15 protein-coding genes are annotated in these 22,940 nt (G+C 59.2%); 9 read left to right on the top strand and 6 right to left on the bottom strand.

The features are described 5' to 3' along the window. Positions 1 to 94: 94 nt before the first annotated feature. Entirely contained in the window at positions 95 to 718 is a 624-nt protein-coding gene (locus KDX37_RS02695; protein ID WP_231651137.1) for a glutathione S-transferase, read from the bottom strand. Positions 719 to 883: 165 nt separating this feature from the next. Between KDX37_RS02695 and KDX37_RS02690 the strand changes: the two genes are divergently transcribed. Beyond that, positions 884 to 3,328, top strand: coding sequence for an acyl-CoA dehydrogenase (locus KDX37_RS02690; protein WP_231651136.1), 2,445 nt, complete (start codon positions 884 to 886; stop codon positions 3,326 to 3,328). A 75-nt stretch (positions 3,329 to 3,403) separates the two neighbouring features. Beyond that, positions 3,404 to 3,814 (top strand): PA2817 family protein, encoded by a 411-nt coding sequence (locus KDX37_RS02685; protein WP_231651135.1) that lies wholly within the window; start codon positions 3,404 to 3,406, stop codon positions 3,812 to 3,814. An 84-nt stretch (positions 3,815 to 3,898) separates the two neighbouring features. On the opposite strand, the gene KDX37_RS02680 is transcribed toward KDX37_RS02685, so the two are convergent. The 3 genes from KDX37_RS02680 to recQ form a co-directional block, all read right to left on the bottom strand. Then, entirely contained in the window at positions 3,899 to 6,049 is a 2,151-nt protein-coding gene (locus KDX37_RS02680) for a FimV/HubP family polar landmark protein (RefSeq protein WP_231651318.1), read from the bottom strand. A 170-nt stretch (positions 6,050 to 6,219) separates the two neighbouring features. Beyond that, positions 6,220 to 6,654 (bottom strand): MarR family transcriptional regulator, encoded by a 435-nt coding sequence (locus KDX37_RS02675; RefSeq protein WP_231651134.1) that lies wholly within the window; start codon positions 6,652 to 6,654, stop codon positions 6,220 to 6,222. A gap of 92 nt (positions 6,655 to 6,746) precedes the next feature. Then, entirely contained in the window at positions 6,747 to 8,876 is a 2,130-nt protein-coding gene (gene recQ, locus KDX37_RS02670) for a DNA helicase RecQ (RefSeq protein WP_231651133.1), read from the bottom strand. A gap of 177 nt (positions 8,877 to 9,053) precedes the next feature. Here recQ and KDX37_RS02665 point away from each other — a divergent pair, with 177 nt between their 5' ends. Then, positions 9,054 to 9,641 (top strand): UPF0149 family protein, encoded by a 588-nt coding sequence (locus KDX37_RS02665; protein WP_231651132.1) that lies wholly within the window; start codon positions 9,054 to 9,056, stop codon positions 9,639 to 9,641. A 10-nt stretch (positions 9,642 to 9,651) separates the two neighbouring features. Then, complete coding sequence (locus KDX37_RS02660) at positions 9,652 to 10,053, top strand: YbaN family protein (RefSeq protein WP_231651131.1); 402 nt, start codon at positions 9,652 to 9,654, stop codon at positions 10,051 to 10,053. A gap of 115 nt (positions 10,054 to 10,168) precedes the next feature. Here the strand turns inward: KDX37_RS02660 and pap are convergent, their stop codons facing one another. Continuing rightward, the gene (pap, locus tag KDX37_RS02655) at positions 10,169 to 11,665 is read right to left on the bottom strand and encodes a polyphosphate:AMP phosphotransferase (protein WP_231651130.1); all 1,497 of its coding nucleotides are present in this window, start codon (positions 11,663 to 11,665) and stop codon (positions 10,169 to 10,171) included. A gap of 156 nt (positions 11,666 to 11,821) precedes the next feature. On the opposite strand from pap, the gene mnmC reads away from it, so the two are divergent. The 4 genes from mnmC (at position 11,822) to KDX37_RS02635 (ending at position 18,125) form a co-directional block, all read left to right on the top strand. Then, entirely contained in the window at positions 11,822 to 13,804 is a 1,983-nt protein-coding gene (mnmC, locus tag KDX37_RS02650) for a bifunctional tRNA (5-methylaminomethyl-2-thiouridine)(34)-methyltransferase MnmD/FAD-dependent 5-carboxymethylaminomethyl-2-thiouridine(34) oxidoreductase MnmC (protein WP_231651129.1), read from the top strand. Between the two features lie 104 nt (positions 13,805 to 13,908). Continuing rightward, complete coding sequence (locus tag KDX37_RS02645; protein WP_231651128.1) at positions 13,909 to 14,577, top strand: ABC transporter ATP-binding protein; 669 nt, start codon at positions 13,909 to 13,911, stop codon at positions 14,575 to 14,577. Position 14,578: 1 nt separating this feature from the next. Beyond that, the gene (locus KDX37_RS02640; protein ID WP_231651127.1) at positions 14,579 to 17,059 is read left to right on the top strand and encodes an ABC transporter permease; all 2,481 of its coding nucleotides are present in this window, start codon (positions 14,579 to 14,581) and stop codon (positions 17,057 to 17,059) included. Further along, positions 17,049 to 18,125: a lipocalin-like domain-containing protein gene (locus KDX37_RS02635; RefSeq protein ID WP_231651126.1), complete on the top strand. Its 1,077-nt coding sequence runs from the start codon at positions 17,049 to 17,051 to the stop codon at positions 18,123 to 18,125. The genes KDX37_RS02640 and KDX37_RS02635 overlap by 11 nt, the downstream gene beginning before the upstream one ends. 21 nt (positions 18,126 to 18,146) lie before the next feature. On the opposite strand, the gene KDX37_RS02630 is transcribed toward KDX37_RS02635, so the two are convergent. Then, entirely contained in the window at positions 18,147 to 20,921 is a 2,775-nt protein-coding gene (locus KDX37_RS02630; RefSeq protein WP_231651125.1) for a polysaccharide lyase family 8 super-sandwich domain-containing protein, read from the bottom strand. 244 nt (positions 20,922 to 21,165) lie between these two features. On the opposite strand from KDX37_RS02630, the gene KDX37_RS02625 reads away from it, so the two are divergent. Then, positions 21,166 to 22,938 (top strand): N-acetylglutaminylglutamine amidotransferase, encoded by a 1,773-nt coding sequence (locus KDX37_RS02625; protein WP_231651123.1) that lies wholly within the window; start codon positions 21,166 to 21,168, stop codon positions 22,936 to 22,938. Positions 22,939 to 22,940 lie beyond the last annotated feature (2 nt).

The raw sequence follows: 22,940 nt of genomic DNA, 5'->3' as shown, positions 1-22,940 counted from the left end.
AAGTACAGACACATTTGTTAATAGTAAATATCGAAGGGCGGATAGCGGGCGGCAAGCATTCTTGACCGCCCTTCTACCTTCACCCTTTAAGGCGCTAGGTCAACGGGCTCATGACCGCCTTGCGGTAAGCGGGACGCGTCTTGAGTCGTTCGTACCAGGCTTGGAGGTGAGGGAGCGGCGGACGTTCAATCGGCATTTCAAACCAGCCGTAGGCGAAGCAGCCCAAAGGAATATCACCCATACCGAATGATTCACCCGACAAATAAGGCTGGCGGGACAGCGCCTCATCGGGGACCTTCAATAATTCATGCAGGGCTTTAACACCATCATTGATGGCGACCCAATCCTGACGCTCGGCCGGGGTCCGTACCACACCCCAGAATACCGGGCTGAACGGCGCCGCAATAGTCGAGGTGGTCCAGTCCATCCACTTGTCCGCAATCGCCCGGGCCTGGACATCGGCGGGATAAAGGTCAGAATCAGGGGCGTGCCGAGCGGCCAGATAACGCACGATAGCGTTTGATTCCCAGAGTACAAAATCGCCGTCTTCAATCATGGGAATCCGGCCATTGGGGTTTTTGGCGCGGTAGACGGCCTCGTTGACCAACCCGAATGCGCCACCGGCATCCTCGGTTTCGTAAGGCACGCCTACTTCTTCGGCAATCCAGAGCGCCTTGCGCACGTTGCTGGAATTTTTCCGCCCCCAGATTTTTAGCATTGCGTTCCCCTCGCAGTGGTTTTGAAAATCGATCGGGCACCAGTCTACCCTGATCAGGCAGCAACTTACTTGCCAGCCGAGGGTCACTATCGATGTCGCCTCAACACTGCCTGGCGACCAGTTCTTGAACGCGGCCACCGCCGCGCTCATCACGGAGGAATACCTATGCTGTTGTTGTGGATAGTAGTGCTGGTCGTCGGCATTGCCTGGCTGGCTCATCGTCGCCTCGACCCGCTTCCCGCGCTGGGCGTGGTGGCGGTCTACTTGTTGGCCATGGGTATTTTCAGCCATGCGCCGGGCTGGCTGCTGACCGTGTTCTGGCTGCTCTGGCTGGTGGTGTTCGTACCGCTCGTGCTGCCCGACCTGCGTCGCAAACATTTCACCGCGCCAATGTTCAGCTGGTTCCAGAAAGTGTTGCCGCCGATGTCAGAAACCGAGCGCGACGCCATTGATGCCGGCACAGTCTGGTGGGACGGTGAACTGTTCAGCGGTCGTCCCGACTGGGACAAGTTGCTGGCTTACCCAAAAGTCCGCCTGACCGAAGAAGAGCAGGCCTTTATCGACGGGCCGACCGAAGAACTGTGTGCGATGGTCAGCGACTGGGAAATCGGTCAGGCCATGGACCTGCCTCCAGAGGCCTGGACGCACATGAAGGAGCACGGCTTCTTCGCCTTGATCATCCCCAAGGAGTTTGGCGGCAAAGGCTTCTCGGCGTATGCCCACTCGCAAGTTGCCATGAAACTGGCAACCCGCAGCGGCGATCTGGCCTCTACCGTCATGGTACCCAACTCGCTCGGCCCCGCCGAACTGCTGCTGCATTACGGCACCGAAGAGCAGCGCAATTACTACCTGCCCCGCCTGGCGCGTGGTCAGGACATCCCCTGCTTCGCGCTGACCGGCCCGCTGGCTGGCTCTGACGCAGGCGCCATGCCTGACACTGGCATCATCTGCAAAGGCCAGTGGCAGGGTGAAGAAGTCATCGGCCTGCGCCTGACCTGGGAAAAGCGTTACATCACTCTCGGCCCGGTTGCCACCCTGCTCGGGCTGGCCTTCAAGGCCTATGACCCTGAGCATCTGCTGGGCGAGGAAGAAGACCTGGGCATCAGCCTTGCGTTGATTCCGACCGAAACCCCGGGCGTGGAGATCGGTCGTCGCCATGTACCACTGGGCGCGGCCTTCATGAATGGCCCGAACTCAGGCAAGGATGTGTTCGTGCCGCTGAGCTACCTGATTGGTGGCCAGCCGATGCTGGGCAAGGGCTGGATGATGTTGATGAACTGCCTGTCGGTCGGCCGTTCGATCTCCTTGCCTGCCGTGGGCACTGGCGCGGCCAAGTACACCAGCCTGGTGACAGGCCAGTACGCCAAGGTGCGTGAGCAGTTCAACGTACCGCTGTCAGCGTTCGAGGGTATTCAGGAAGCACTGGCCCGGATCGGGGGTAACGCCTGGCTGATGGACAGCGCGCGAATGCTGACGGCCAATGCCGTGGATCTGGGCGAAAAGCCGTCGGTGCTGTCGGCCATCCTCAAATACCACCTGACCGAACGCGGGCGCGAGTGTATCGGCCATGCGATGGACGTGCACGGCGGCAAGGGCATCATCATGGGCCCGAACAACTATCTGGGTCGTAACTGGCAAGGCGCGCCGATTTTCATCACTGTCGAAGGGGCCAACATCCTCTCACGCAACCTGATGATCTTCGGCCAGGGCGCGATCCGCTGCCATCCGTTCGTGCTCAAGGAAATGGCCCTGGCCGGACGCACCGATCACGACGCGGCCCTGGCCGAGTTCGACACGCTATTGCTCAAGCACATCGGTTTCGCCGTAAGCAATGCGGCCAGCACCCTGATCCTCAACCTGGGTTTTGGTCACTTCGAAAGAGCGCCGGGCAACAGCCTGAGCCAAGGCTACTTCCGTGCACTGAACCGTCAGGCCGCTGCGTTTGCCATGCTGGCTGATCTGAGCATGATGCTGCTGGGCGGTGAGCTGAAACGTCGCGAGCGGCTGTCAGCGCGTCTTGGTGATGTACTCAGTCACTTGTATCTGGCGTCGGCGGCGCTCAAGCGCTACCACGATCTGGACTCGCCTGATCACATGGACCCGCTGTTTCGTTGGGCCATGGAAGAGAGCCTGGGTCACTCGGAACGCGCGATGGACGAAATCCTCAGCAACTCCAACCGACTGCTTGGCGGGCTGTTGCGTGCCGTGGTCTTCCCGTTCGGCCGCCGTCACAAAGGTCCATCAGACAAGCTGGATGCTGAAGTGGCACAAGTGCTGGGCCGCGCCAAAGGCGATCCGACACTGGAGGAGTTGCTGGGTGGTTGCTACCGACCACAGTCAGCCGACGATCCGGTCGGAGCATTGCAGCACGCCAGCGACTTGTTGAGCGCTGCTTATCCGCTGCACAAGAAGCTGGGCGCGGCGCTCAAGGGCGGCGAGGTTCGCCCTGCCCCGGGTGAGCACGCGATCGACGCGGCGGTGCGTGTCGGCGTGTTGCAGGCCGCAGAGGCTCAGACGCTTCAGGCAGCAGAGGCCGCTCGCCGCAAGGTGATCGACGTGGATGATTTCGACAAGGAAGAATTGACCCTGACACCGGGCAAGATCCGATAACTGTCAGCTCATCCCCACAGCAGGCGCGCAGAGCTTTATACTCTCGCGCCTGTTTTTGCATTTGAGGATTACATCATGGCCGACGCCACTCTCGACCACCATCTTGGCCTGCTGGCGCATCTGCGCAGCATTCTGGTCGCGCTGGGCGAGGCCGAGCAGGTTCCAGAAGAAAGCCATGCGTTGTTCATGGAGCGCTTCGACGAACTGGTCGAGCAATTGCCACAGGACCCGATTGAAAGCCAGTACCTGGGCCAGGACATTCTGTGTCAGGTCATTCAGCGTTACCCGCAGATCGCCCATCTGGTGCCTCGCGATCTGTTGTGGTTCTTCGCCGGTGATTGCCTGCACTTCATGCCGGATGATGAAATCGAGCTGTATCAGGCACTCGAAGAGCGTCGCTACGAAGCCGAGCAGAACGACGAACCGTTCGACTGGAATCAGGAAAAACAATTGCTGGCCATGTCAGCACAGGGCAGCAAGCACTAGAAAATCGTCCTCTGCCCTGGGTCGCGTCGATAACAACGCGACTCAGGCGCTTGGGCAGACCTGACAACTACTGTCAGATCAAACTCAGCTGATCCCTGCCAACAGCTCCTGCGCCATGCGCCGATGCTCGTCGTCTGACTCCTCCAGAATCTGCAACAGAATTTCCCGAGCCGACTCGATGTCACCTTCCTCTATCAGTACCTGCGCCTGGTTGATCTGAGTCAGCGGAGGTTCTTCCAGGTCCAGCAGGTCGAAATCAGAATCATCGGTCATGAAGCTGTCGAGGAAGTCGTCACTCAAATCGTCGGTGGCAGGCTGTGCAATCACCTCAATTGGCTCAATCTCTTCGGTTTCAGAGAAGTCACTCAAAAACTGTTCATCAGACAGCTCCATGACTTCTGGCAACTGGGTCAGATCAGACGAGAACTCAGGGTCCACCTGGACCTCGGGCGCTGGCTTGACGCGTGCAGGCGGGCTATCGAACGGATCGACCAGATCCCAGTTGGCGTCCATGGACAGGTCGTCGAGATTCAGCTGAAACTCATCGGCTGGCTCGGGATTCAAGGCAGCGGCAGTCGTTTCATCCAACTGGGCAGCGGGCTCAGGCTCGGCAACCGGGCTGGCGACTGGCCTTGAGTCAGGCTGGCTCTTGTCCAGCGACATGGAAGCCATTGCGGCCGGCGCAACAGCAAGCGCCGCCGCCGCACTGACCTTCAACAGCGGGTAACGATCGTGAAGGGTCTGGAGCGTTTGCGGATCTACACCCTGCTCCAGCGCGGCCTGCTCTTCGCGGGCAAACCCAGCGCTATCACCCTGCTCGGCCAACAATTCAAGCAACCTGACGCGAATATCTTCACGCTCGGGCTGTTTTTCCAGCGCTGCGCGCAAGATACCAATGGCCTCGCTGAAACGGCCATATGCGATATAAATGCTGACCCCGTCGAGAGCATCCGGCGCAGCGCCTGCCAGGCGTTGCGACGTGACAGGTTTGCTGGCGACAGGCGCGACCACAGGTTGCGGCGCCACGGCAGGCACCTCAAAAACAGGCAGGATCGAGGACTGCGCAGGTTTGATCAGGCCCTCATCGGGCGTGTCTGTCATGGCTCCTTCGCTTTTGTGCTTCTGACGCCGTCTGGCATACAGCAACGCCGCCAGCAACAACAGGACCAGCAACACACCCAGCAGCGTCGGAATATTGATAAAGCTTTCGTCCGCAGCACTGGCGGCTACAACAGGTTGTGCAGCCGGTGGCTGGGGTGAAATCGCCGGACTGGCCGCACTGACCTGAGTCGCTGACGCTGCAACAGGCGCTGCAGAGGACTGGGCCAGGGCAAGATCAGCGCGCAAGGCCATGATTTGCTTGTCCTTGCCCGCCAGGGTTTCTTGCAATTCGCTGGCCTGAGTCTTCAGGTCTTCCAGCGACTTGACCAATTGCTGATTCTGAATCGCAGCGACCGTCAGTTGGTCGGCCGTTTGTCGGGCATCGGCAGGCTGAACTTCAGCCTTCGGCGTTGCGGCGGCGAAAGCGGCAGGTGTAGCTGACGAGGTGCCTGGCAAAACAGCCGAGTCCGGGACCAGCAGATCCTGACCAATCCTGAGCCCTGAGTTGGCACCGCTGGCAAACACCTGAGGGTTAAGCGAACGGATGCCATCGGCCAGCTGACTCGCTGAAACCTTGCTGCCAGGACCTTGCAACCGGCCAGCGATACCATTGAGCGTGTCGCCATTGGCGACGGTGTAACGTTTGCCCTGCACCGCAGGCGGCGGCGCAACCGGCATCCGCGTCTGCGGCACAGCAGCCTGGGCCGTGCGCTGCGGATTTCGGCTGCGAGTGGCCGCCAGCCCCTCGGGCGAGGTCGCGGGATCAAGCAGCACGGTGTATTCGTGCAGCAGGTCGCCATTGGGGCGCGCCACCTGGACCAGAAAACTCAAGTAAGGCTCGGTCACCGGTTTGCTCGAAACGACTTTGATGACGCTGCGCCCAGCGCGCAACACCGGGGTGAAGCGCAAGTCATTGAGAAAGAAGACGCGCTCGATGCCAGCCCTGGCAAACGCGTCGGGTGACGCCAGACGCGTCACGATATCTTCCGGGCTGAGGCCGTCGGTCTCCAACAACTCGATCTCGGCATTCAATGGCTGGTTGAGCGCCGAATGCAGGCTGATCCCGCCCAAACCGAGCGCAGACGCCATCGTTGAATACACAAGCGAAGACACCACAACCGAGGCGGCGATCATGCCCGTGCGCAAACGACTTCTGACCTGCGCCGACTGGTCGGCGCGTCGGGTCCCTGCCTCAAAAATCTTCCGCATGCTAATCCTTATGGAAACCACAGCAGGCTTCTCACCTGTTCAGATGGGCATCAACAACCGTTACACGAGTATGGGGGAGAACGTGCGCACCAACCTCAGGATCTTTCGAGATTGGCCAGAATTTGCGAGTGCACTCGCATGGACACGCGCAAATCTTCTTCATCGACGCCTTCGAACAGCTCGATGCGCAGCACATTGGCAATGGTTTCGATCTTTTCGATCAGGGGCAATGCGGTGTCGCTGAGCAGAATCTTCTTCGCTCGGCGGTCCTCGACCACCGAAAGACGCTGGACCAAACCCTGACCTTCAAGGCTGTCCAGCAATCGCGCAAGGGTCGGGCCTTCAACACCGACACTTTGCGCCAGCTCGCGCTGGGTCGGCGGCTCGACAAAGCGTGCGAGGTGCAGCAGGACCAGCCAGCGGGCCTGGGAAAGCCCCAGGTCGGCGAGGCGACGATCCAGCTCGGCTCGCCAGCCTCGGGAGATGTGCGCAAGTTGCATCCCGAAGCGGTGTTCATCAGTCATTGGCATAGAGAGCTCATGATTGAAACTAATTATTAGCGAGCTAAGCATGCTCCCGGGGATCAGGCAAGCGCCTGACCTTGACGTCTTATTGCAGGCCGTTATACCTCAAATTCGGATTGCAGGGCTGCGCGCACGCAATACAACACGCCTTCAGGAAACCGACCGACAAACTGTTCGGCAATCGCCGATACCGGCGGAAGCTCGCCTTCGCCATCCAGAAAGGCGTCCTGAACCTCGCCCAGCAGATCGTCCGGCAGGTCCAGCGCCTGCTCGACAGAGAGCTGCTGTTTGCCTATGGCCTCGGCAAGCAAGGTGTAAACGTTCTTTTCCGAGCACTGCAATTGGCCGGCAATCTGCATCGGGGTCATGCCAGCACGCGCCAGGCTGATCAGTTCGTGACGAATGTCGGCGACGATACGAGGCGCCTCGGCCTTGCCGCTGAGCACTTCAAGAAAAGCCTCGCCGTAACGTTCCAGCTTGCGTGCGCCCACACCACCGACCCTGGCCATTTCGGCCATTGAACCAGGCTTGCTGCGCAGCATTTCCAGCAACGTCGAATCAGGGAAAATGACATACGGTGGCACGCCGTGCTCTTCGGCGAGTTTACGGCGCAAGGTGCGCAGGGCCTCCCATTGTTCGCGCTCTTCGCCACGCACCAGCTGGCTGGCCTGACTACCGGAACTGCTTTTGGAAGTCGTCTGTGGCTTGAGGTCGCGACGAAGCTGGAGCGTGACTTCACCGCGCAGCAGCGGTCGGCATGTATCGCTCAAGCGCAGACCGCCATAACCCTCAAGATCAATGTCAGCCAGACCGCGGGCCACCAACTGCCGGAACAACGAGCGCCATTCCCCTTCGGAGCGTGCCTTGCCAACCCCGAACACCGACAGGTGCTGATGACCAAAACTCTCGACCTTGTCGTTGGACTTGCCAAGCAGTACGTCAACCAGATGCCCTACGCCATAACGTTGCCCGGTGCGGTAGATGGCGGACAACGCCTGACGCGCGGGCTCGGTGGCGTCCCAGGTCTGCACACCGTCGACGCAGTTGTCGCAATGCCCGCACGGGTTGGGCATGTCTTCGTCGAAATAGGCGAGCAGCGTCTGACGGCGGCAGCGGGTTTCTTCGCACAAAGCCAGCATGGCGTCGAGCTTGTGCTGCTCCAGGCGCTTGTGTCGCTCGTCGCCTTCGGAATTCTGCAACATCTGCTTGAGCATCAGTACGTCTTGCAGGCCGTACGCCATCCAGGCATCAGCCGGGAGACCGTCACGCCCTGCCCGGCCGGTTTCCTGGTAGTACGCTTCCAGCGACTTGGGCAGGTCCATGTGCGCAACGAAGCGCACGTTGGGCTTGTCGATGCCCATGCCGAACGCGATAGTCGCCACCATGATCAGCCCCTCCTCATTAAGGAAGCGTTTCTGATTGGCGGCGCGCGTCTCGGCGGGCAAGCCAGCGTGGTAAGGCAGTGCCGGGTAGCCGTTATCGCTGAGGAAGACCGCCACTTCGTCAACTTTCTTGCGCGACAGGCAATAGACAATTCCGGCATCGCTGCGACGCTCTGACAGGAACGCCAGCAACTGCTTGCGCGGCTGTTCCTTGGGCACGATGCGATAGAAGATGTTGGGGCGGTCGAAGCTGGACAGGAAACGTTCGGCATTTTGCAGGTGCAGCCGCGTGACGATTTCTTCCCGGGTACGTTTGTCGGCGGTGGCCGTCAGGGCAATGCGCGGCACATCCGGAAACAGCTCGGCCAACTGGCCCAGTTGCAAGTATTCCGGGCGAAAATCATGACCCCATTGTGATACGCAGTGGGCTTCGTCAATCGCGAACAAGGCAATTTTCAGGTTCTGCAAAAAAGACAGCATGCGCGGCTGGACCAGCCGCTCCGGCGCGAGGTACAGCATCTTGACCTCACCCTGGCGAATCCGGTTGGCCAGCTCGCGTTGCTGTTCGGCATTGAGCGTGGAATTGAGCGCTGCGGCCGACACACCCAGTTCGTCCAGTGTGGCCACCTGATCGTCCATCAGGGCGATAAGGGGCGAGACCACCACGCAGAGGCCGTCTCGCAGCAGGCCAGGCACCTGGAAACACAGGGATTTGCCGCCACCGGTAGGCATCAGTACCAGTGCATCGCCGCCCTCGGCCACGCGCTCAATAATGGCACCCTGGCGACCACGAAAGCTGTCGTAACCGAAGATGTCTTTAAGTACGCGTTGCGCCTGCTCAAGCATAAAAACCCCGGAATATCCTGCTGCACTGCAAAACGGGGGAGTATACCCGAGCACTCGAGGGCAGAGGATGACTGAGACATGAGCGGTCAAAATTAACTGTAATGGGCCTCCGTGCTGGCGCCACGGACGCTCAGGGCCTAGAATTCAGCATTGTTTATTTTTCAAGGTAGTGCGTCCATGTCCTTCGCTGAGCAAATAACCCGCCTGCAAGTCTTTCTCGATGCAGATGAACTGCACGATGAAGCACTGGACTACGTGGCCGCTCATGGCTATATGACCGCGCTGTCTATCTGTTCCGAACCAGTGCCGGAGCGTGAGTGGATCGACGCGCTGTTCTCCGAGCCGCCGCACTACGCAAGCGACGCCCAGCGCGAAGAGATCGAAACCACTCTGGTTCTGCTTCAGGCCCACATTGCACGTCAGCTGGCTTCGGACGAAGAGTTCGAGCTGCCGTGCGACCTGGACCTGGGCGACGACCCGGATGATTCGGACCTGCGTGGCTGGTGCATCGGCTTCATGGAAGGTGTGTTCCTGCGTGAAAACGCCTGGTTTGAAAGCGCCGAGGAAGAAGTCAGCGAAATGCTGTTGCCGATCATGGTCGGTTCGGGCCTGTTCGACGAGCAACCCGAGTTCGCCGATATCGCTCAGGACGCAAACCTGATGGACGACATGATCGTGCAGATTCCGGAAGCGCTGACTGCCCTGTACCTGCTGTGCCAGGCACCGGACGAAAAACCGGCGATCCTCAAGCCTCGTCACCACTGAGTCTGCGCCTATGGCGCATGATGTGCCGCGCACCAGTCGTAACCGGCTGGTGCGCTACTTTCTTATGGCCGTTGGCTGGCTGAGCGTGTCGTTGGGCGTCATCGGTATTTTTCTTCCGGTGCTGCCTACCACACCCTTTCTGTTATTGGCTGCTGCATGCTTTGCCCGCAGTTCCCCACGCTTTTATAGCTGGCTGATCAATCACCGGCAGCTTGGGCCGTGGGTCCGTGACTACCTTGAAGGCAACGGCATTCCACTCAAGGGCAAGGTCTATGCGATCGGCCTGATGTGGGCCAGCATCAGTCTCTCATGCTATCTGGTGCCGCTGATCTGGGCCCGCACCTTCATGCTGATCAGCGCGGTGCTGGTGACGGTTTACATCCTGCGGCAGAAAACCCTGCGCAACCCCTGAATCCTTCTCAGCCTGCGCAGGCCCAACCGGGAAAGTTTTCTACCTGCACAGACGCATCATGCAAACATCCCATTGGCCTCGATCTGTCACACGTTTTTGAAGCCCGCCGGCGCAATCAATCCTTGCGGTCCTTGGCAAACGCGGCCTCCAACGCTTCATTGAGGGTGCGCAAGACTTTGACCCTGGCCCAGCGCTTGTCGTTGGCCTCGATGAGGGTCCACGGGGCAATCGCGGTACTGGTGCGATCCACCATGTCACTGACGGCTCGACGATATTCGGGCCATTTCTTGCGGTTGCGCCAGTCGTCTTCAGTGATCTTGTAACGCTTGAAGGGGATCTGCTCACGTTCCTGGAAGCGCTCCAACTGAGTCTGCTCGTCGATCGCCAGCCAGAACTTGACGACGACTATGCCTGAATCGGTGAGCTGCTCCTCAAAGTCGTTGATTTCGGCGTAGGCACGCTTCCAGTCCGGCTCGCTGCAAAACCCCTCTACCCGCTCAACCAGCACGCGACCGTACCAGGAGCGGTCAAAGATGGTGAATTTGCCCCGTGCCGGTATCTGCCGCCAAAAGCGCCAGAGGTACGGTTGGGCAAGTTCATCCTGAGTGGGTGCCGCAATCGGCACGATGCTGTATTGCCGAGGGTCCAGCGCGGCCGCCACTCGGCGAATCGCACCGCCCTTGCCTGCCGCGTCATTGCCTTCGAACACAGCGACCAGCGCATGACGCTTCATACGTTTGTCACGCAGATTGCCAGACAGGCGTGCCTGCTCGGTAATCAGCGCTTGCTGGTAGTCTTCCTTGCTCAGGTTGAGCGTCAGGTCGAGGCTGTCAAGCAATGTCATGTCGTCGTCATGAGTCGCCATCGGCCCTACAGTCAGCGCCTTGGGTTCCGACTCTGCCTTGTTCAGCGCAGCCTGCATGCCTTCAAGCAGCAGGCGCCCGACCGTCAAGCTGCGGTAGTTGGCGTCCACACCTTCAATGACATGCCAGGGCGCATACTCGCGGCTGGTGCGACGCAGGACACGCTCGCCAAAGCGCACAAATTTGTCGTAAGTCTTGGACTGCTGCCAGTCCAGCGGGCTGATCCGCCAGCTGTGCAGCGGATCGTCCTTGAGGCTTTTCAGGCGCAATTTCATCTGCTTTTTTGACAGATGAAACCAGAACTTGAAGATCAGCGCGCCCTCATCACAAAGCATCTTTTCCAGGCGTTCGGCACCGCTGATGGCCTGGTCGAGCACCGCGTTCTTGAACCGACCATGCACACGCCCCTGCAACATCTGGCTGTACCAGTTGCCAAAAAACACGCCGATGCGTCCCTTGGCAGGCAGTTGCCGCCAATAGCGCCAGGCCGGTGGGTGTGCCAGTTCTTCATCAGTCTGCTGGTCGAACGTGCGCACCTCGATGTAACGAGGGTCCATCCACTCATTGAGCAATTTGACGGTTTCGCCTTTGCCTGCGCCCTCAATACCATTGATCAGTACGATAACCTGACGCCCGGCCTGCTCATGCAGGTCGTATTGAGCCTCCAGCAGCGCCTCACGCAAGGCGGGCACGGCAGCCTCGTACGTCTCGTCATCAATGGCATGACCAATTTCAGCGGATTCAAACATGCACAACTCCCTTCGCGGTTCGGTTGAGCCTGGCAGGTGATGGCCAGTTGGCTATTAGGACCACCATTTCTCACCATGGGTCAATCGGCACACAGCAATACCGCTTTTAAAGGCACACAAGGCTAAAATGCCGCGACCGCCAACGCTGAGCCGAACATGACCACCAACCACTACGCCCAGATCGACTGGGACGAACATGGCAATCCGCATTCTCACGCTTTTGCAGACGTCTACTTCTCGACCGAATCGGGCCTTGAAGAGACACGCCATGTATTTCTGGTCCAGAACGACCTGCGTAATCGGTTTACCGCAATGGCTGCCGGGGAACGGCTGATCATCGGCGAAACCGGTTTTGGCACGGGACTGAATTTTCTCTGCGCCTGGCAATTATTTGAAGCGTGCGCCGCGCCTCAAGCGCGTCTGCATTTCGTCAGCGTTGAAAAGTATCCGCTCAACCGCGCCGATCTGGAGCGTGCGCTGGCGTTATGGCCAGAACTGGCGACGTTTGCCGATCAGTTGCTTGAGCAATACGTGGCGATTCATCAGGGCTTCCAGCGGCTGGTATTTGATCAGGGTCGCGTCACCCTGACGCTGCTGATCGGCGACGCCTTGCAGATGTTGCCGCAACTGGACGGGCACATCGACGCATGGTTTCTCGATGGTTTTGCGCCCGCCAAAAATCCTGAAATGTGGACACCAGAACTGTTCGCCGAACTGGCGCGACTCTCGACCACCCGTACCACAATCGGCACATTCACCAGCACTGGCTGGGTGCGACGTGCGTTGAACGCTGCTGGCTTCAAGATGAAGCGTGTGCCGGGCATCGGCCACAAGTGGGAAGTACTGCGCGGTGCTTTCATCGCCTGGCCCGAAAGCGTCGCGCCTGCGCCTGCGGCCAAACCCTGGTTCGCCCGGCCACCGGCCCACACTGGCGAGCGCACGGCGCTGGTGATCGGCGCCGGGCTGGCGGGTTGCGCCACCGCGCAGAGCCTCGCCAATCGCGGCTGGCATGTGAGCCTGCTGGAGCGTCACGCCGCGCCCGCACAGGAAGCCTCGGGTAACCCGCAAGGCGTGCTCTACCTGAAACTGTCCGCCCATGGCACTGCGTTGTCGCAGCTGGTTCTGAGTGGTTTCGGCCATACCCGACGTTTACTCGAGCGACTCCAACGAGGGGTCGACTGGGACAACTGCGGCGTCCTGCAACTGACCTTCGACGAGAAAGAAGCCAAGCGTCAGCATCAACTGGCCGACGCTTTTCCCCAAACCCTGCTGCACCTGCTGGACAAAAACAGCGCCGAAGCACGCAGCGGGATTTCGCTCGCCAGCGGCGGGCTGTTCTATCCCGAAGGCGGCTGGGTGCATCCGCCAGCGCTGTGTCATGCACACGTCGCGCACACGAACATCCAGTTGATCGCCCATCACGAAGCCCTGTCGCTGCGCCGTGTCGAAGGCCAATGGCAGGCCTGGGACGATCAGCGAATGATTGCCAGTGCACCGGTGGTTATCCTGGCCGGTGCGGCGGACATCAAGCAATTCGCGCAAACTGCCGACCTGCCTCTCAAGCGCATCCGTGGCCAGATCACCCGATTGATAGAAACCTCTGCCAGCGCCGCATTGGCCACCGTGGTCTGCGCCGAAGGCTACGTCGCGCCGGCTCGCCTCGGCGAGCACACGCTGGGCGCCAGCTTCGATTTCAACAGTGTCGATCTGACGCCCAATCTTGCCGACCATGTCGACAACCTGGGACTGCTTCAGGAAATCTCCCCCGACCTCACCGCTCGCCTGGGCGCTTCGGACTTGCCGCCCGAACAATTGGAGGGACGTGCAGCCTTTCGCTGTACCAGCCCCGATTACCTCCCTATCGTCGGCCCACTGGCCGAGCGTGACGCCTTCGCTCAGGCATATGCAGCGCTGAGCAAGGATGCGCGGCAGGTGCCGGAGATTGCATGCCCGTGGCTTGACGGGCTGTACGTCAACAGCGGCCATGGCTCACGGGGGCTGATCACCGCACCGCTGTCCGCAGAACTGCTCGCCGCGTGGCTGGACGATGAACCCCTGCCTGTGCCGCGCAGCGTTGCCGAAGCCTGCCACCCCAATCGGTTCGGCCTACGCGATCTGATTCGCGGCAAAGGGAAATAATCGCACAACTGATCGGTCTGCACGTCGCCCTGTCGGATTAGCCCGCGACGTGCGGACCGCCAGCCGCTACTCTTCTACTTCAGTTCAGTACAGTTGGGCCGCTCATGTTGCAGGTGCAGGACGTATTCAAAAGCTACACGACGGCACAGGGTCCGTTGGCCGTGCTGCGGGGTGTGGATCTGCAGTTGGCGCAGGGTGAAAGCCTGGCGTTGATGGGTGAATCAGGCAGTGGCAAGAGCACATTGCTGCACTTGGTGGCTGGCCTCGACCAGGTAGACGGCGGCACGATAGACATTGCCGGGCAGCGTCTGGACCGTATGAATGAACGTCAACTGGCCCACTGGCGGCGCACCGAAGTCGGGCTCGTTTTCCAGCAGTTCAACCTGATCGGCAGCCTCAAGGTGGCAGACAATCTTGCCTTTCAGGCGCGCCTGGCGGGACGCCATGATCCTGTATGGCAGGCAACGCTGGTAGAGCGACTGGGGCTGGGCGAACTGCTCGACCGCTACCCGGAGCAGCTGTCCGGCGGCCAGCAACAACGCGTCGCCATAGGTCGAGCTCTTGCCTCACGCCCGGCCCTGCTGCTGGCCGACGAACCCACCGGCAACCTTGACGAAGCCACCAGTGACGACGTGCTGCAATTGTTGCTGGAACTGCTCGCCGATAGCCCCACCAGTCTGTTGATGGTGACCCACAGTCCGCGTGTCGCCGATCGATTGATGCGCAAAGTGGTGTTGCATCTGGGTCGGCTGGCTGACCAGGACGGACATTGAAATGCAGGTTTTCTACTGGATGTTGCGTGCCCTGCTCAGCCATTGGCGGCGACATCCCGTACAGTTCTTCAGCGTCCTGACCGGTTTATGGCTGGCTACAGCCTTGCTGACCGGTGTGCAGGCACTTAACAATCAGGCACGTGAAGGTTACCAGCGGGCGAGCCAGCTGATCGGCGGTGAACCGCAAACCAGCTTGAAATCCGCCACGGGCGATCTGTTTTCCCAGAATCTGTATATCCAGTTGCGCCGCTCGGGCTGGCCTGTGTCGCCGGTCGTCCAGGGTCGCATAGTTCTCAAAGGGCATGAAAGCCAGCGACTGCAACTGACAGGCGTCGAACCGGTGACCCTCCCGGTGGACTCGAACCTGGCCGGTCAGACACTGGGACCTGAAGTGGTGGCCGATTTCCTGATGCCACCAGGGGCGACCTGGATCGCACCGCAAACCCTGCAAAGCCTTGGCCTGGCAGAAGGCGAGCAGCCAGTAACTGATCAGGGGCTGACGTTGCCCCCTTTGCGTGTCATATCTGACATGGCGCCGGGCGCTCTGCTCACCGATGTGGGCTTCGCACAGTCACTGCTCAACGTGCCTGGCCAGCTGTCACGGCTGATACTGCCCAAGGATTTCGCCGCCCGCTTACCAGCACTGCCGCCCGATCTGACCGGGAAACTGGTGATCAGTAAAAGTGGTGAAGACAACAACCTCGAACGCCTGACCGAAAGCTTTCACCTGAACCTGAACGCACTCGGCGTGCTGTCATTCATCGTCGGGCTGTTCATCGTGCATGCCGCGATCGGCCTGGCGCTGGAGCAGCGCCGTGGCCTGCTGCGCAATCTACGCGCCTGCGGCGTCAGTGCCCGTTTGCTCATCACAGCGCTGAGTATCGAATTGGGTGTGCTGGCGTTACTCGGCGGATTGTTGGGCGTGATCAGTGGGTACTGGCTGGCCGGCCTGCTATTACCCGACGTGGCGGCCAGCTTGCGGGGGCTTTACGGCGCCGAAGTCGCGGGGACGCTGAACCTGAGCCTAGGTTGGTGGATCAGTGGCATCGGCTTGAGCCTGCTGGGCGCGTTGCTGGCGGGAGCCAACAGCCTGTTGCGTGCGGCACGTCTGCCGTTGCTCGCGCTGGCCAATGCTCAAGCCTGGCAACAGGCCCACGCCCGCTGGTTGCGGCGCCAGGGCTGGGTTGCAGCGGCAGCGGCAGTCCTTGCAGTGGCGGCCTTGCTGTTCGGCAATACGCTGACGTGGGGCTTCGTGCTGATTTCCTCGCTGCTCCTCAGCGCTGCGCTTGGCCTTCCGGTGTTACTCGACGCCTTGCTCGGTGGTCTGCTGGCACGCAGCCGCTCGGTCATGGGCCAATGGTTTCTGGCGGACTGCCGACAACAGCTGCCCGCCCTGAGCCTGGCATTGATGGCCTTGCTGTTGGCCATGTCTGCCAATATTGGTGCCGGCAGCATGACTTCGGGTTTTCGCGAGACTTTCACTCACTGGCTCGAACAACGCCTGACCGCCGAGCTGTACATAACGCCGCAAAACCCGGAGCAGGCCCAACCTTTACAAACCTGGCTGAGCCAGCAACCCGAGGTCAGCGCAGTGTTGCCGAACTGGGAAGTGCCCGTCCAGCTTCAGGGCTGGCCCGCCGACCTGTACGGGGTCATTGACCACCCGACCTATCGTCAACACTGGCAGCTATTGGAGTCCGCTGCGGGCGACCCTTGGGATCAGTTGGCAAATGAGGACACCGTGATGCTCAGCGAGCAACTGGCCCGTCGATTGAAACTCGGCCTGGGCGACACGTTGAATCTGCCCGCAGCCAGCGGGCCATGGCCACTCAGGATCGTGGGCATCTATGCCGACTACGGAAACCCAAAGGGTCACTTGCTGGTCAATGCCGAGCACTTGCTTGAGCACTGGCCTCACCTGACACCCATCCGTTTCAATCTGAGAATCGCCGCGCAAGACATTGCTCCGTTGATCAACGGATTACAGCAGCATTTCGCGCTGGACGACCGTCACATCATTGATCAAAGCCAGTTGAAAGGCTGGTCGGCACAGGTCTTCGAACGCACGTTCGCCGCTACCGGTGCGCTCAACAGCCTGACCCTGGGTGTCGCGGGCGTGGCGCTTTTCATCAGCCTGCTGACTCAGAGCCAGAGCCGTCTCGGTCAGCTTGCGCCGCTCTGGGCGCTGGGCGTCACACGTCGGCAACTGATGTTGCTCAATCTGGGGCAGACCTGGCTGCTGGCGGTGTTGACACTTCTGTTCGCCTTGCCATTGGGAATCGCCCTGGCGTGGTGCCTGAATGCAGTGATCAACGTGCTCGCCTTCGGCTGGCGTTTGCCGTTGCAGGTGTTCCCCTTGCAACTGCTGCAACTGACCGGCCTTGCGTTGGTGGCTACATTGCTGGCCTCCGCCTGGCCGCTGATCAGGTTGTATCGCACGCGTCCTGCCGATTTGCTGAGGACTTTTGCCAATGATCAATAAGTGGCTGATCCTGACACTCGCACTGATGTTGGCGGCCTGTGACGAGAAGGCCGGCTCAGGCCGCGGTTTCTCCGGGCTGGCCACCCCGGCCGAGGCTTACGCGCAAGTCACGCCGGGCCGGGCCTTTTCATTCCCCGAGGACCATGGTCAGCATCCCGGTTTCAGAATCGAATGGTGGTACATCACCGCCACATTGATGGACGACAAGGGCCAGCAATTCGGCGTGCAGTGGACGCTGTTTCGCAATGCCCTGCGTGCCGGCACCCAAACAGGAAACGGCTGGAATGACAGGACTATCTGGCTCGGGCATGCGGCGGCAACGTCGGCGAACCGTCATTACGCGGCACAGCGCTATGCACGTGGCGGTATCGGGCAAGCGAACGTTGAGTTGGGCCCCTTTGCCGCCTGGATCGACGACTGGTCACTGGTCAGCGATTCCACAGCAGCAGATCCTCTGGCAAGCCTGCAATTGAAAGCAAGCAGTGACGACTTTCGTTATAACCTGCACCTCAGCGCCAGCAAACCGGTAGTGCTGCAGGGTGATCAGGGTTACAGCCGAAAATCGGATGTCGGTCAGGCGTCCTACTATTACAGCCAGCCATTTTTCGATGCCAAAGGCAGTGTCGAGATCGAAGGCAAAAACTATCAGGTCACCGGTACGGCATGGCTGGACCGGGAATGGAGCAGTCAGCCCTTGACCGTTGAACAGACCGGCTGGGACTGGTTTTCCCTGCAAATGGCGGGCGGTGATCGATTGATGCTGTACCGCATCCGCCAGAAGAATGGCGAAGCCTACGTGACCGGTAACTGGATCAGCGCCGATGGCAGCACGCACATGCTGCACGCCAGCGATGTCAGCTTCCAGCCGCTGGAGGAGACGGTAATTGGCGATCACCGAATGCCAACGCGCTGGTCAATCAAGATACCCGGCAAGAACCTCGACATCATCACTGAAGCGCTCAACCCCAACGCCTGGATGGGCCTGAGCATTCCCTACTGGGAAGGCCCGGTGACCTTCAGCGGCAGCGACAAAGGTGTCGGGTATCTGGAAATGACGGGGTATTAGCCCACCATTTCCAGAGCGACATCACTCATCCAGCGGGTATTCCACTGTCACGGGTCGGCCCAGTTCGTCACCTTGAGGCAACGGGAACGAGCGGCTGGAGACCGCATTGCCCTCATCATCCGTGCGAACAGTAAAGGAAAGCTTATCCTTTTTCTGTGTCGGGTCAGAGCACGTCAGTTGAACCGTCCTATCCTCTCGCTTATAGATGTAAGAGCACGGCTGCTCGGGATAGAACGTCGGGGTTCCTTCGCTGCAGTCAAGACGCAAAGGTCGGGGGTCAAAACAACTGGCCATCACCACATCTTCGTCGACCCAATAATGAAAGTCCGCAGTGGATTGGTGTGCGGTCAGCAACGTAGTCTCGTCCAAGAAGTCTTCAGCAGGCCGAATTTCATAAAAATAAGATCCGGATGCGTCAAGATCATGATTGATCCAGACTGAAAACACCGGTTGTGTCACCACGTCTGGGGAGCCGTTCACATTGATATCTTTCCACGCACCGCTGCGGCGTTCGACCTTGATAGTTACACTTGGTCGCCGCCAGATCATACCGAGACGGTATAGAAAAACGTCGTGATGAATTTGATCTATATCTGATCCAGTGACTGACTCCCCCAGCCTGACCTCATGTTCGTCGCCATTCACTGTCCTGTATCGAACCGTACCGTTTGCGATGCATTGATTGACACTCGTGACAACAGGATGGACAGCGTTGCTACACTCGATCTTTGTCCCGATACAGACAATACGGTTATCGAAGGTCATCACAGTCTTGTAAGCGTGTGTTACGTTTCCCCTGGATAACTCCATGGACAGCAGACCTCTCGCCCCATCGCTGACCCCTCCCGCAAAATCATGACTTCCCCACATGTTCGTACCCCACGTAGTGTTGGGCCATTTAAAGTCGGGATTCTGCTCGACCGTGGTGCCAGGCAAACGCTGCCAGTCCCATACGGGCTGAATGCCTGCGTATTCCTCACCGTGGCGGGTAAGAAAATAGGTGCCTGCGCCCATGTAGTAGCCTTTGGGGTTTTCACCATTGCCGCTTTCTCCACCTACCGTGCGTTTGGATATCACCTTGGCCCACAGACAAAAACCCGCTCCCATATACGACATGTAATCATTGACCCAAAAGAAACGTGCCCCTTGGTAGTACGTGTTGTGGGCCTCATCGCCGTCGGAACGACGGATCAATTCTTCGAGTACTGGTTTATTGTCCTCATCCGCTGAAGGCAGGAGGGCTGTGGCCCACGCTCCAAAGTGTGTGCTGAATGCAATACCGCGACTGATAGCTCTGCCATTGACTTGAAAATCAAGATGGTTTGCATATCCCATCCAACCCATGCCACCGGCGACCAGTTTTACCAACTCGATTCTGGCCGCTGGAGAAAGTGAAAACTCATTGATCAGAACAGCCAGACTTTCGATTATTCTTCCAACCAGTTCAGCGCCGTACGAGCCCGAGTAGAGCTGGGTGCAATAAACAGCGCCGTATTTAGGGTTGTGCTGGCTGATTGAATAATCGACGCTGATACCCTCTCCGTGCTCTGTGCCGCTTCGCTCTACCGGCAGGCACAGTTCAGATAAGACATCTGCCGCCGCGCGCAGGTATAACGTGTATTTATCATCTCCAGAATTACTCCAGGCGCTTGCACTCCAAAGAATCTGAATAGATGCGAAGTCGGCCAGGTTTGCCCCCGTCTGAGTATGAGCATACGTCGTAGTGGTTTTCATGGCGTAAGGAATATAGAGTCTGAGCAACTCTCCCCCCTTGAGATGCACAGCCAGCAAGAGTGCAGCACGCGCGGCCTTCTTGGCCAAACCGATTTGCCTGGACCACCAACTTGCAATGTCATAATTTTGTACGGCATAGAAATCAAGTGCCTCCAATGCTTTGTTCACATACAGCACTGGAGCGGAGGCCGGCAGTTTCAGCAAGTAACTGGCAATCTTGACGATACGATCCAGGTGCTCTGTCAGCCCGCTGACGTCCTCCACGACTTGCCCATCAGGTGGGTAAATCACGTCCGGAAATTTGCCATCGGCGAACCCGGCCAGCCACTCATCTATCACCTGCTGAACGGGGGGTGTGACCGAGGCTTGAATGCACAGCGACTCGAAAACAGTGTTCGCTGTTACGCGCGCGCTTTCTGAAAGCGTAACCCGCCAGTCCGCCCGCAATGGCGTACCCGCTGGCGCCCACAAATGATTTCTGTAACTGCTGCCAATTGGAACAAAACGTTTGCCAGGCTCGTCTTTTTCACCTGCTCTCAACAGCGCGGCCGACCGATTGACTAACTGGCTAACGAAAGCAGGCCAGATAAAACGTCCTGTCTGTGCATCAGGTACCGGGACGCTGAACGTCTCATACACACAGTGTTCGTTCGTACTGGTCAGCTCACAGGTGATCACAGTACCCAAAGGCAATGAACCCGCAGCGTTGAAAATACTCATATCCGACCAACCCGCAAGATCGCAGGCACTGCTGATCAGGGCTCTGTCCACGCCGCTGTCTGTCCACAATTGATTCAGGTACTGGCTGTACTCGGTCTTGAATGTCCCATCTGCCTGCTTTATGCCCGCTCTAAGATGCGTGGCTGAAGCGTTGACGTGATCTGACAGATACTTGGGCCAGTCAAAATGACCCAACCTATCAGCGGGTGGGCTGTACTCGATGACCTCAATAACTGTTCCTGAACCGCGATTTATCAGGCTGATTTGAAGCCTCTCGCCAATTTCAAGGGCACGATCAGAAAGAATGGTGCCCAAAGCAAACCAGCCACTTTTACCGTCCATAGCGTCTACCTCACCCTGTTATTTGCGTCGACTCTTTCCTGGATGCGACAACAATGCGCGTCCCTACAGACGACAACTACTGGCAACTCTGCTAGTCATAAAGCGCAAAATGGGGCGCCATGAGACGCACGTGCCCTGCCCGCTTATAACCTTTTGATCTAAAACTACCGCGATGCCTTCGGGTCAGTTTCTGGGTGACTGCACTTTCTCAGTCACCTCCCCAACGGAAACCCGGTAAGGACTTATGTGCGGATTAGCAGGTGAATTACGTTTCGACCATCAGCCAGCGGACCTCGCGGCTGTTGAACGCATTACCCATGAGCTGGCGCCTCGCGGCCCGGATGCATGGGGCTTCCACAGCCAGGGGCCAGTTGCCCTGGGCCATCGCCGCCTTAAAATCATGGATCTGTCAGACGGCTCGGCGCAGCCGATGATCGACAGCCACCTTGGTCTGTCGATGGCCTTCAATGGCGCGATCTACAATTTTCCGGAACTGCGTGCCGAGTTGGAAAGCCTGGGCTATCAGTTCCATTCCGGCGGCGACACAGAAGTACTGCTCAAGGGCTACCACGCCTGGGGCGCAGACATGCTGCCCAAGCTGAACGGCATGTTCGCGTTCGCCATCTGGGAACGTGACAGCAAGCAGCTGTTCATTGCTCGCGACCGTCTGGGCGTAAAGCCGCTTTACCTGTCGCAGACCGACAAGCGCCTGCGCTTCGCGTCGTCGCTGCCTGCGCTGCTCAAGGGCGGCGACATCAGCTCGATGCTCGACCCGATTGCGCTGAACCATTACCTCAATTTTCATGCGGTGGTGCCTGCGCCTCGTACACTGCTGGCCGGTGTTGAAAAACTGCCACCTGCCAGCTGGATGCGGGTTGACGCCAGTGGCAACGTCGAGAAGAAAGTCTGGTGGACCCTGCCCTACGGTCCGCATGACGACGAGAAAAACCTCACCCTTGAAGACTGGCGTGACCGCGTACTCGACAGCACCCGCGAAGCGGTGGCGATTCGCCAACGTGCCGCGGTCGATGTTGGTGTGCTGCTGTCAGGCGGTGTCGACTCCAGCATGCTGGTCGGCCTGCTGCGCGAAGTGGGTGTCGAAGATCTGTCGACTTTCTCGATCGGTTTCCAGGACGCTGGTGGCGAGCGCGGTGACGAGTTCCAGTATTCAGACCTGATCGCCAAGCATTACGGCACGCGCCATCATCAGTTGCGCATTCAGGAAAGCGAGATCATCGAGCAACTGCCTGCGGCGTTCCGCGCCATGAGCGAGCCGATGGTCAGCCATGACTGCATTGCCTTCTATCTGCTGTCACGCGAAGTAGCCAAGCACTGCAAAGTGGTACAGAGCGGCCAAGGCGCCGACGAACTGTTTGCTGGCTACCACTGGTACCCGCAAGTGGACGGTGCCAGCGATCCGGTGGCTGCCTATCGGGACGCGTTCGTCGACCGCAGCTATGCGGAATATGCAGAGACTGTACAACCGAAATGGTTGACGGCCAATGACGCCGCCGGTGATTTTGTGCGCGATCACTTCGCGCAGCCTGGCGCCAGCGCGGCGGTCGACAAGGCTCTGCGCCTGGACAGCACCGTGATGCTGGTGGATGACCCGGTCAAGCGTGTCGACAACATGACCATGGCCTGGGGCCTTGAAGCGCGTACGCCGTTCCTGGACTACCGTCTGGTCGAGCTGTCGGCGCGCATCCCCGGCAAGTTCAAGCTGCCCGACGGCGGCAAACAGGTACTGAAAGAAGCAGCGCGCATGGTGATTCCTTCCGAGGTGATCGACCGCAAGAAGGGCTATTTCCCGGTGCCGGGCCTCAAGCATCTGGAAGGCAACACCCTGAACTGGGTTCGTGAATTGCTGACCGATCCGAGCCAGGACCGCGGCCTGTTCAACCCGACCATGGTCGACAAGCTGTTGACCAATCCGCAAGGACAACTCACGCCATTGCGCGGCTCCAAGCTGTGGCAATTGGCGGCGCTGAACCTGTGGCTCAGCGAACAAGGACTGTGACC

Origin of the sequence: Pseudomonas californiensis, assembly GCF_021147775.1 — a bacterium.
GTDB classification, from domain to species: Bacteria; Pseudomonadota; Gammaproteobacteria; order Pseudomonadales; family Pseudomonadaceae; genus Aquipseudomonas; species Aquipseudomonas californiensis.
Note: the sequence above shows the minus strand (reverse complement) of the source record. Positions and strands in the feature narration are given on the sequence as shown.

Bases quoted from the DNA above. Each gene is read 5' to 3' on its own strand.
- KDX37_RS02685 (WP_231651135.1), top strand. From the start codon at position 3,404: ATGGCCGACGCCACTCTCGACCACCATCTTGGCCTGCTGGCGCATCTG.
- KDX37_RS02625 (WP_231651123.1), top strand. From the start codon at position 21,166: ATGTGCGGATTAGCAGGTGAATTACGTTTCGACCATCAGCCAGCGGAC.
- KDX37_RS02640 (WP_231651127.1), top strand. From the start codon at position 14,579: ATGCAGGTTTTCTACTGGATGTTGCGTGCCCTGCTCAGCCATTGGCGG.
- mnmC (WP_231651129.1), top strand. From the start codon at position 11,822: ATGACCACCAACCACTACGCCCAGATCGACTGGGACGAACATGGCAAT.
- KDX37_RS02645 (WP_231651128.1), top strand. From the start codon at position 13,909: ATGTTGCAGGTGCAGGACGTATTCAAAAGCTACACGACGGCACAGGGT.
- KDX37_RS02665 (WP_231651132.1), top strand. From the start codon at position 9,054: ATGTCCTTCGCTGAGCAAATAACCCGCCTGCAAGTCTTTCTCGATGCA.
- KDX37_RS02675 (WP_231651134.1), bottom strand. From the start codon at position 6,654: ATGCCAATGACTGATGAACACCGCTTCGGGATGCAACTTGCGCACATC.
- KDX37_RS02635 (WP_231651126.1), top strand. From the start codon at position 17,049: ATGATCAATAAGTGGCTGATCCTGACACTCGCACTGATGTTGGCGGCC.
- KDX37_RS02695 (WP_231651137.1), bottom strand. From the start codon at position 718: ATGCTAAAAATCTGGGGGCGGAAAAATTCCAGCAACGTGCGCAAGGCG.
- pap (WP_231651130.1), bottom strand. From the start codon at position 11,665: ATGTTTGAATCCGCTGAAATTGGTCATGCCATTGATGACGAGACGTAC.
- KDX37_RS02630 (WP_231651125.1), bottom strand. From the start codon at position 20,921: ATGGACGGTAAAAGTGGCTGGTTTGCTTTGGGCACCATTCTTTCTGAT.
- KDX37_RS02660 (WP_231651131.1), top strand. From the start codon at position 9,652: ATGGCGCATGATGTGCCGCGCACCAGTCGTAACCGGCTGGTGCGCTAC.
- KDX37_RS02680 (WP_231651318.1), bottom strand. From the start codon at position 6,049: ATGATCGCCGCCTCGGTTGTGGTGTCTTCGCTTGTGTATTCAACGATG.
- recQ (WP_231651133.1), bottom strand. From the start codon at position 8,876: ATGCTTGAGCAGGCGCAACGCGTACTTAAAGACATCTTCGGTTACGAC.
- KDX37_RS02690 (WP_231651136.1), top strand. From the start codon at position 884: ATGCTGTTGTTGTGGATAGTAGTGCTGGTCGTCGGCATTGCCTGGCTG.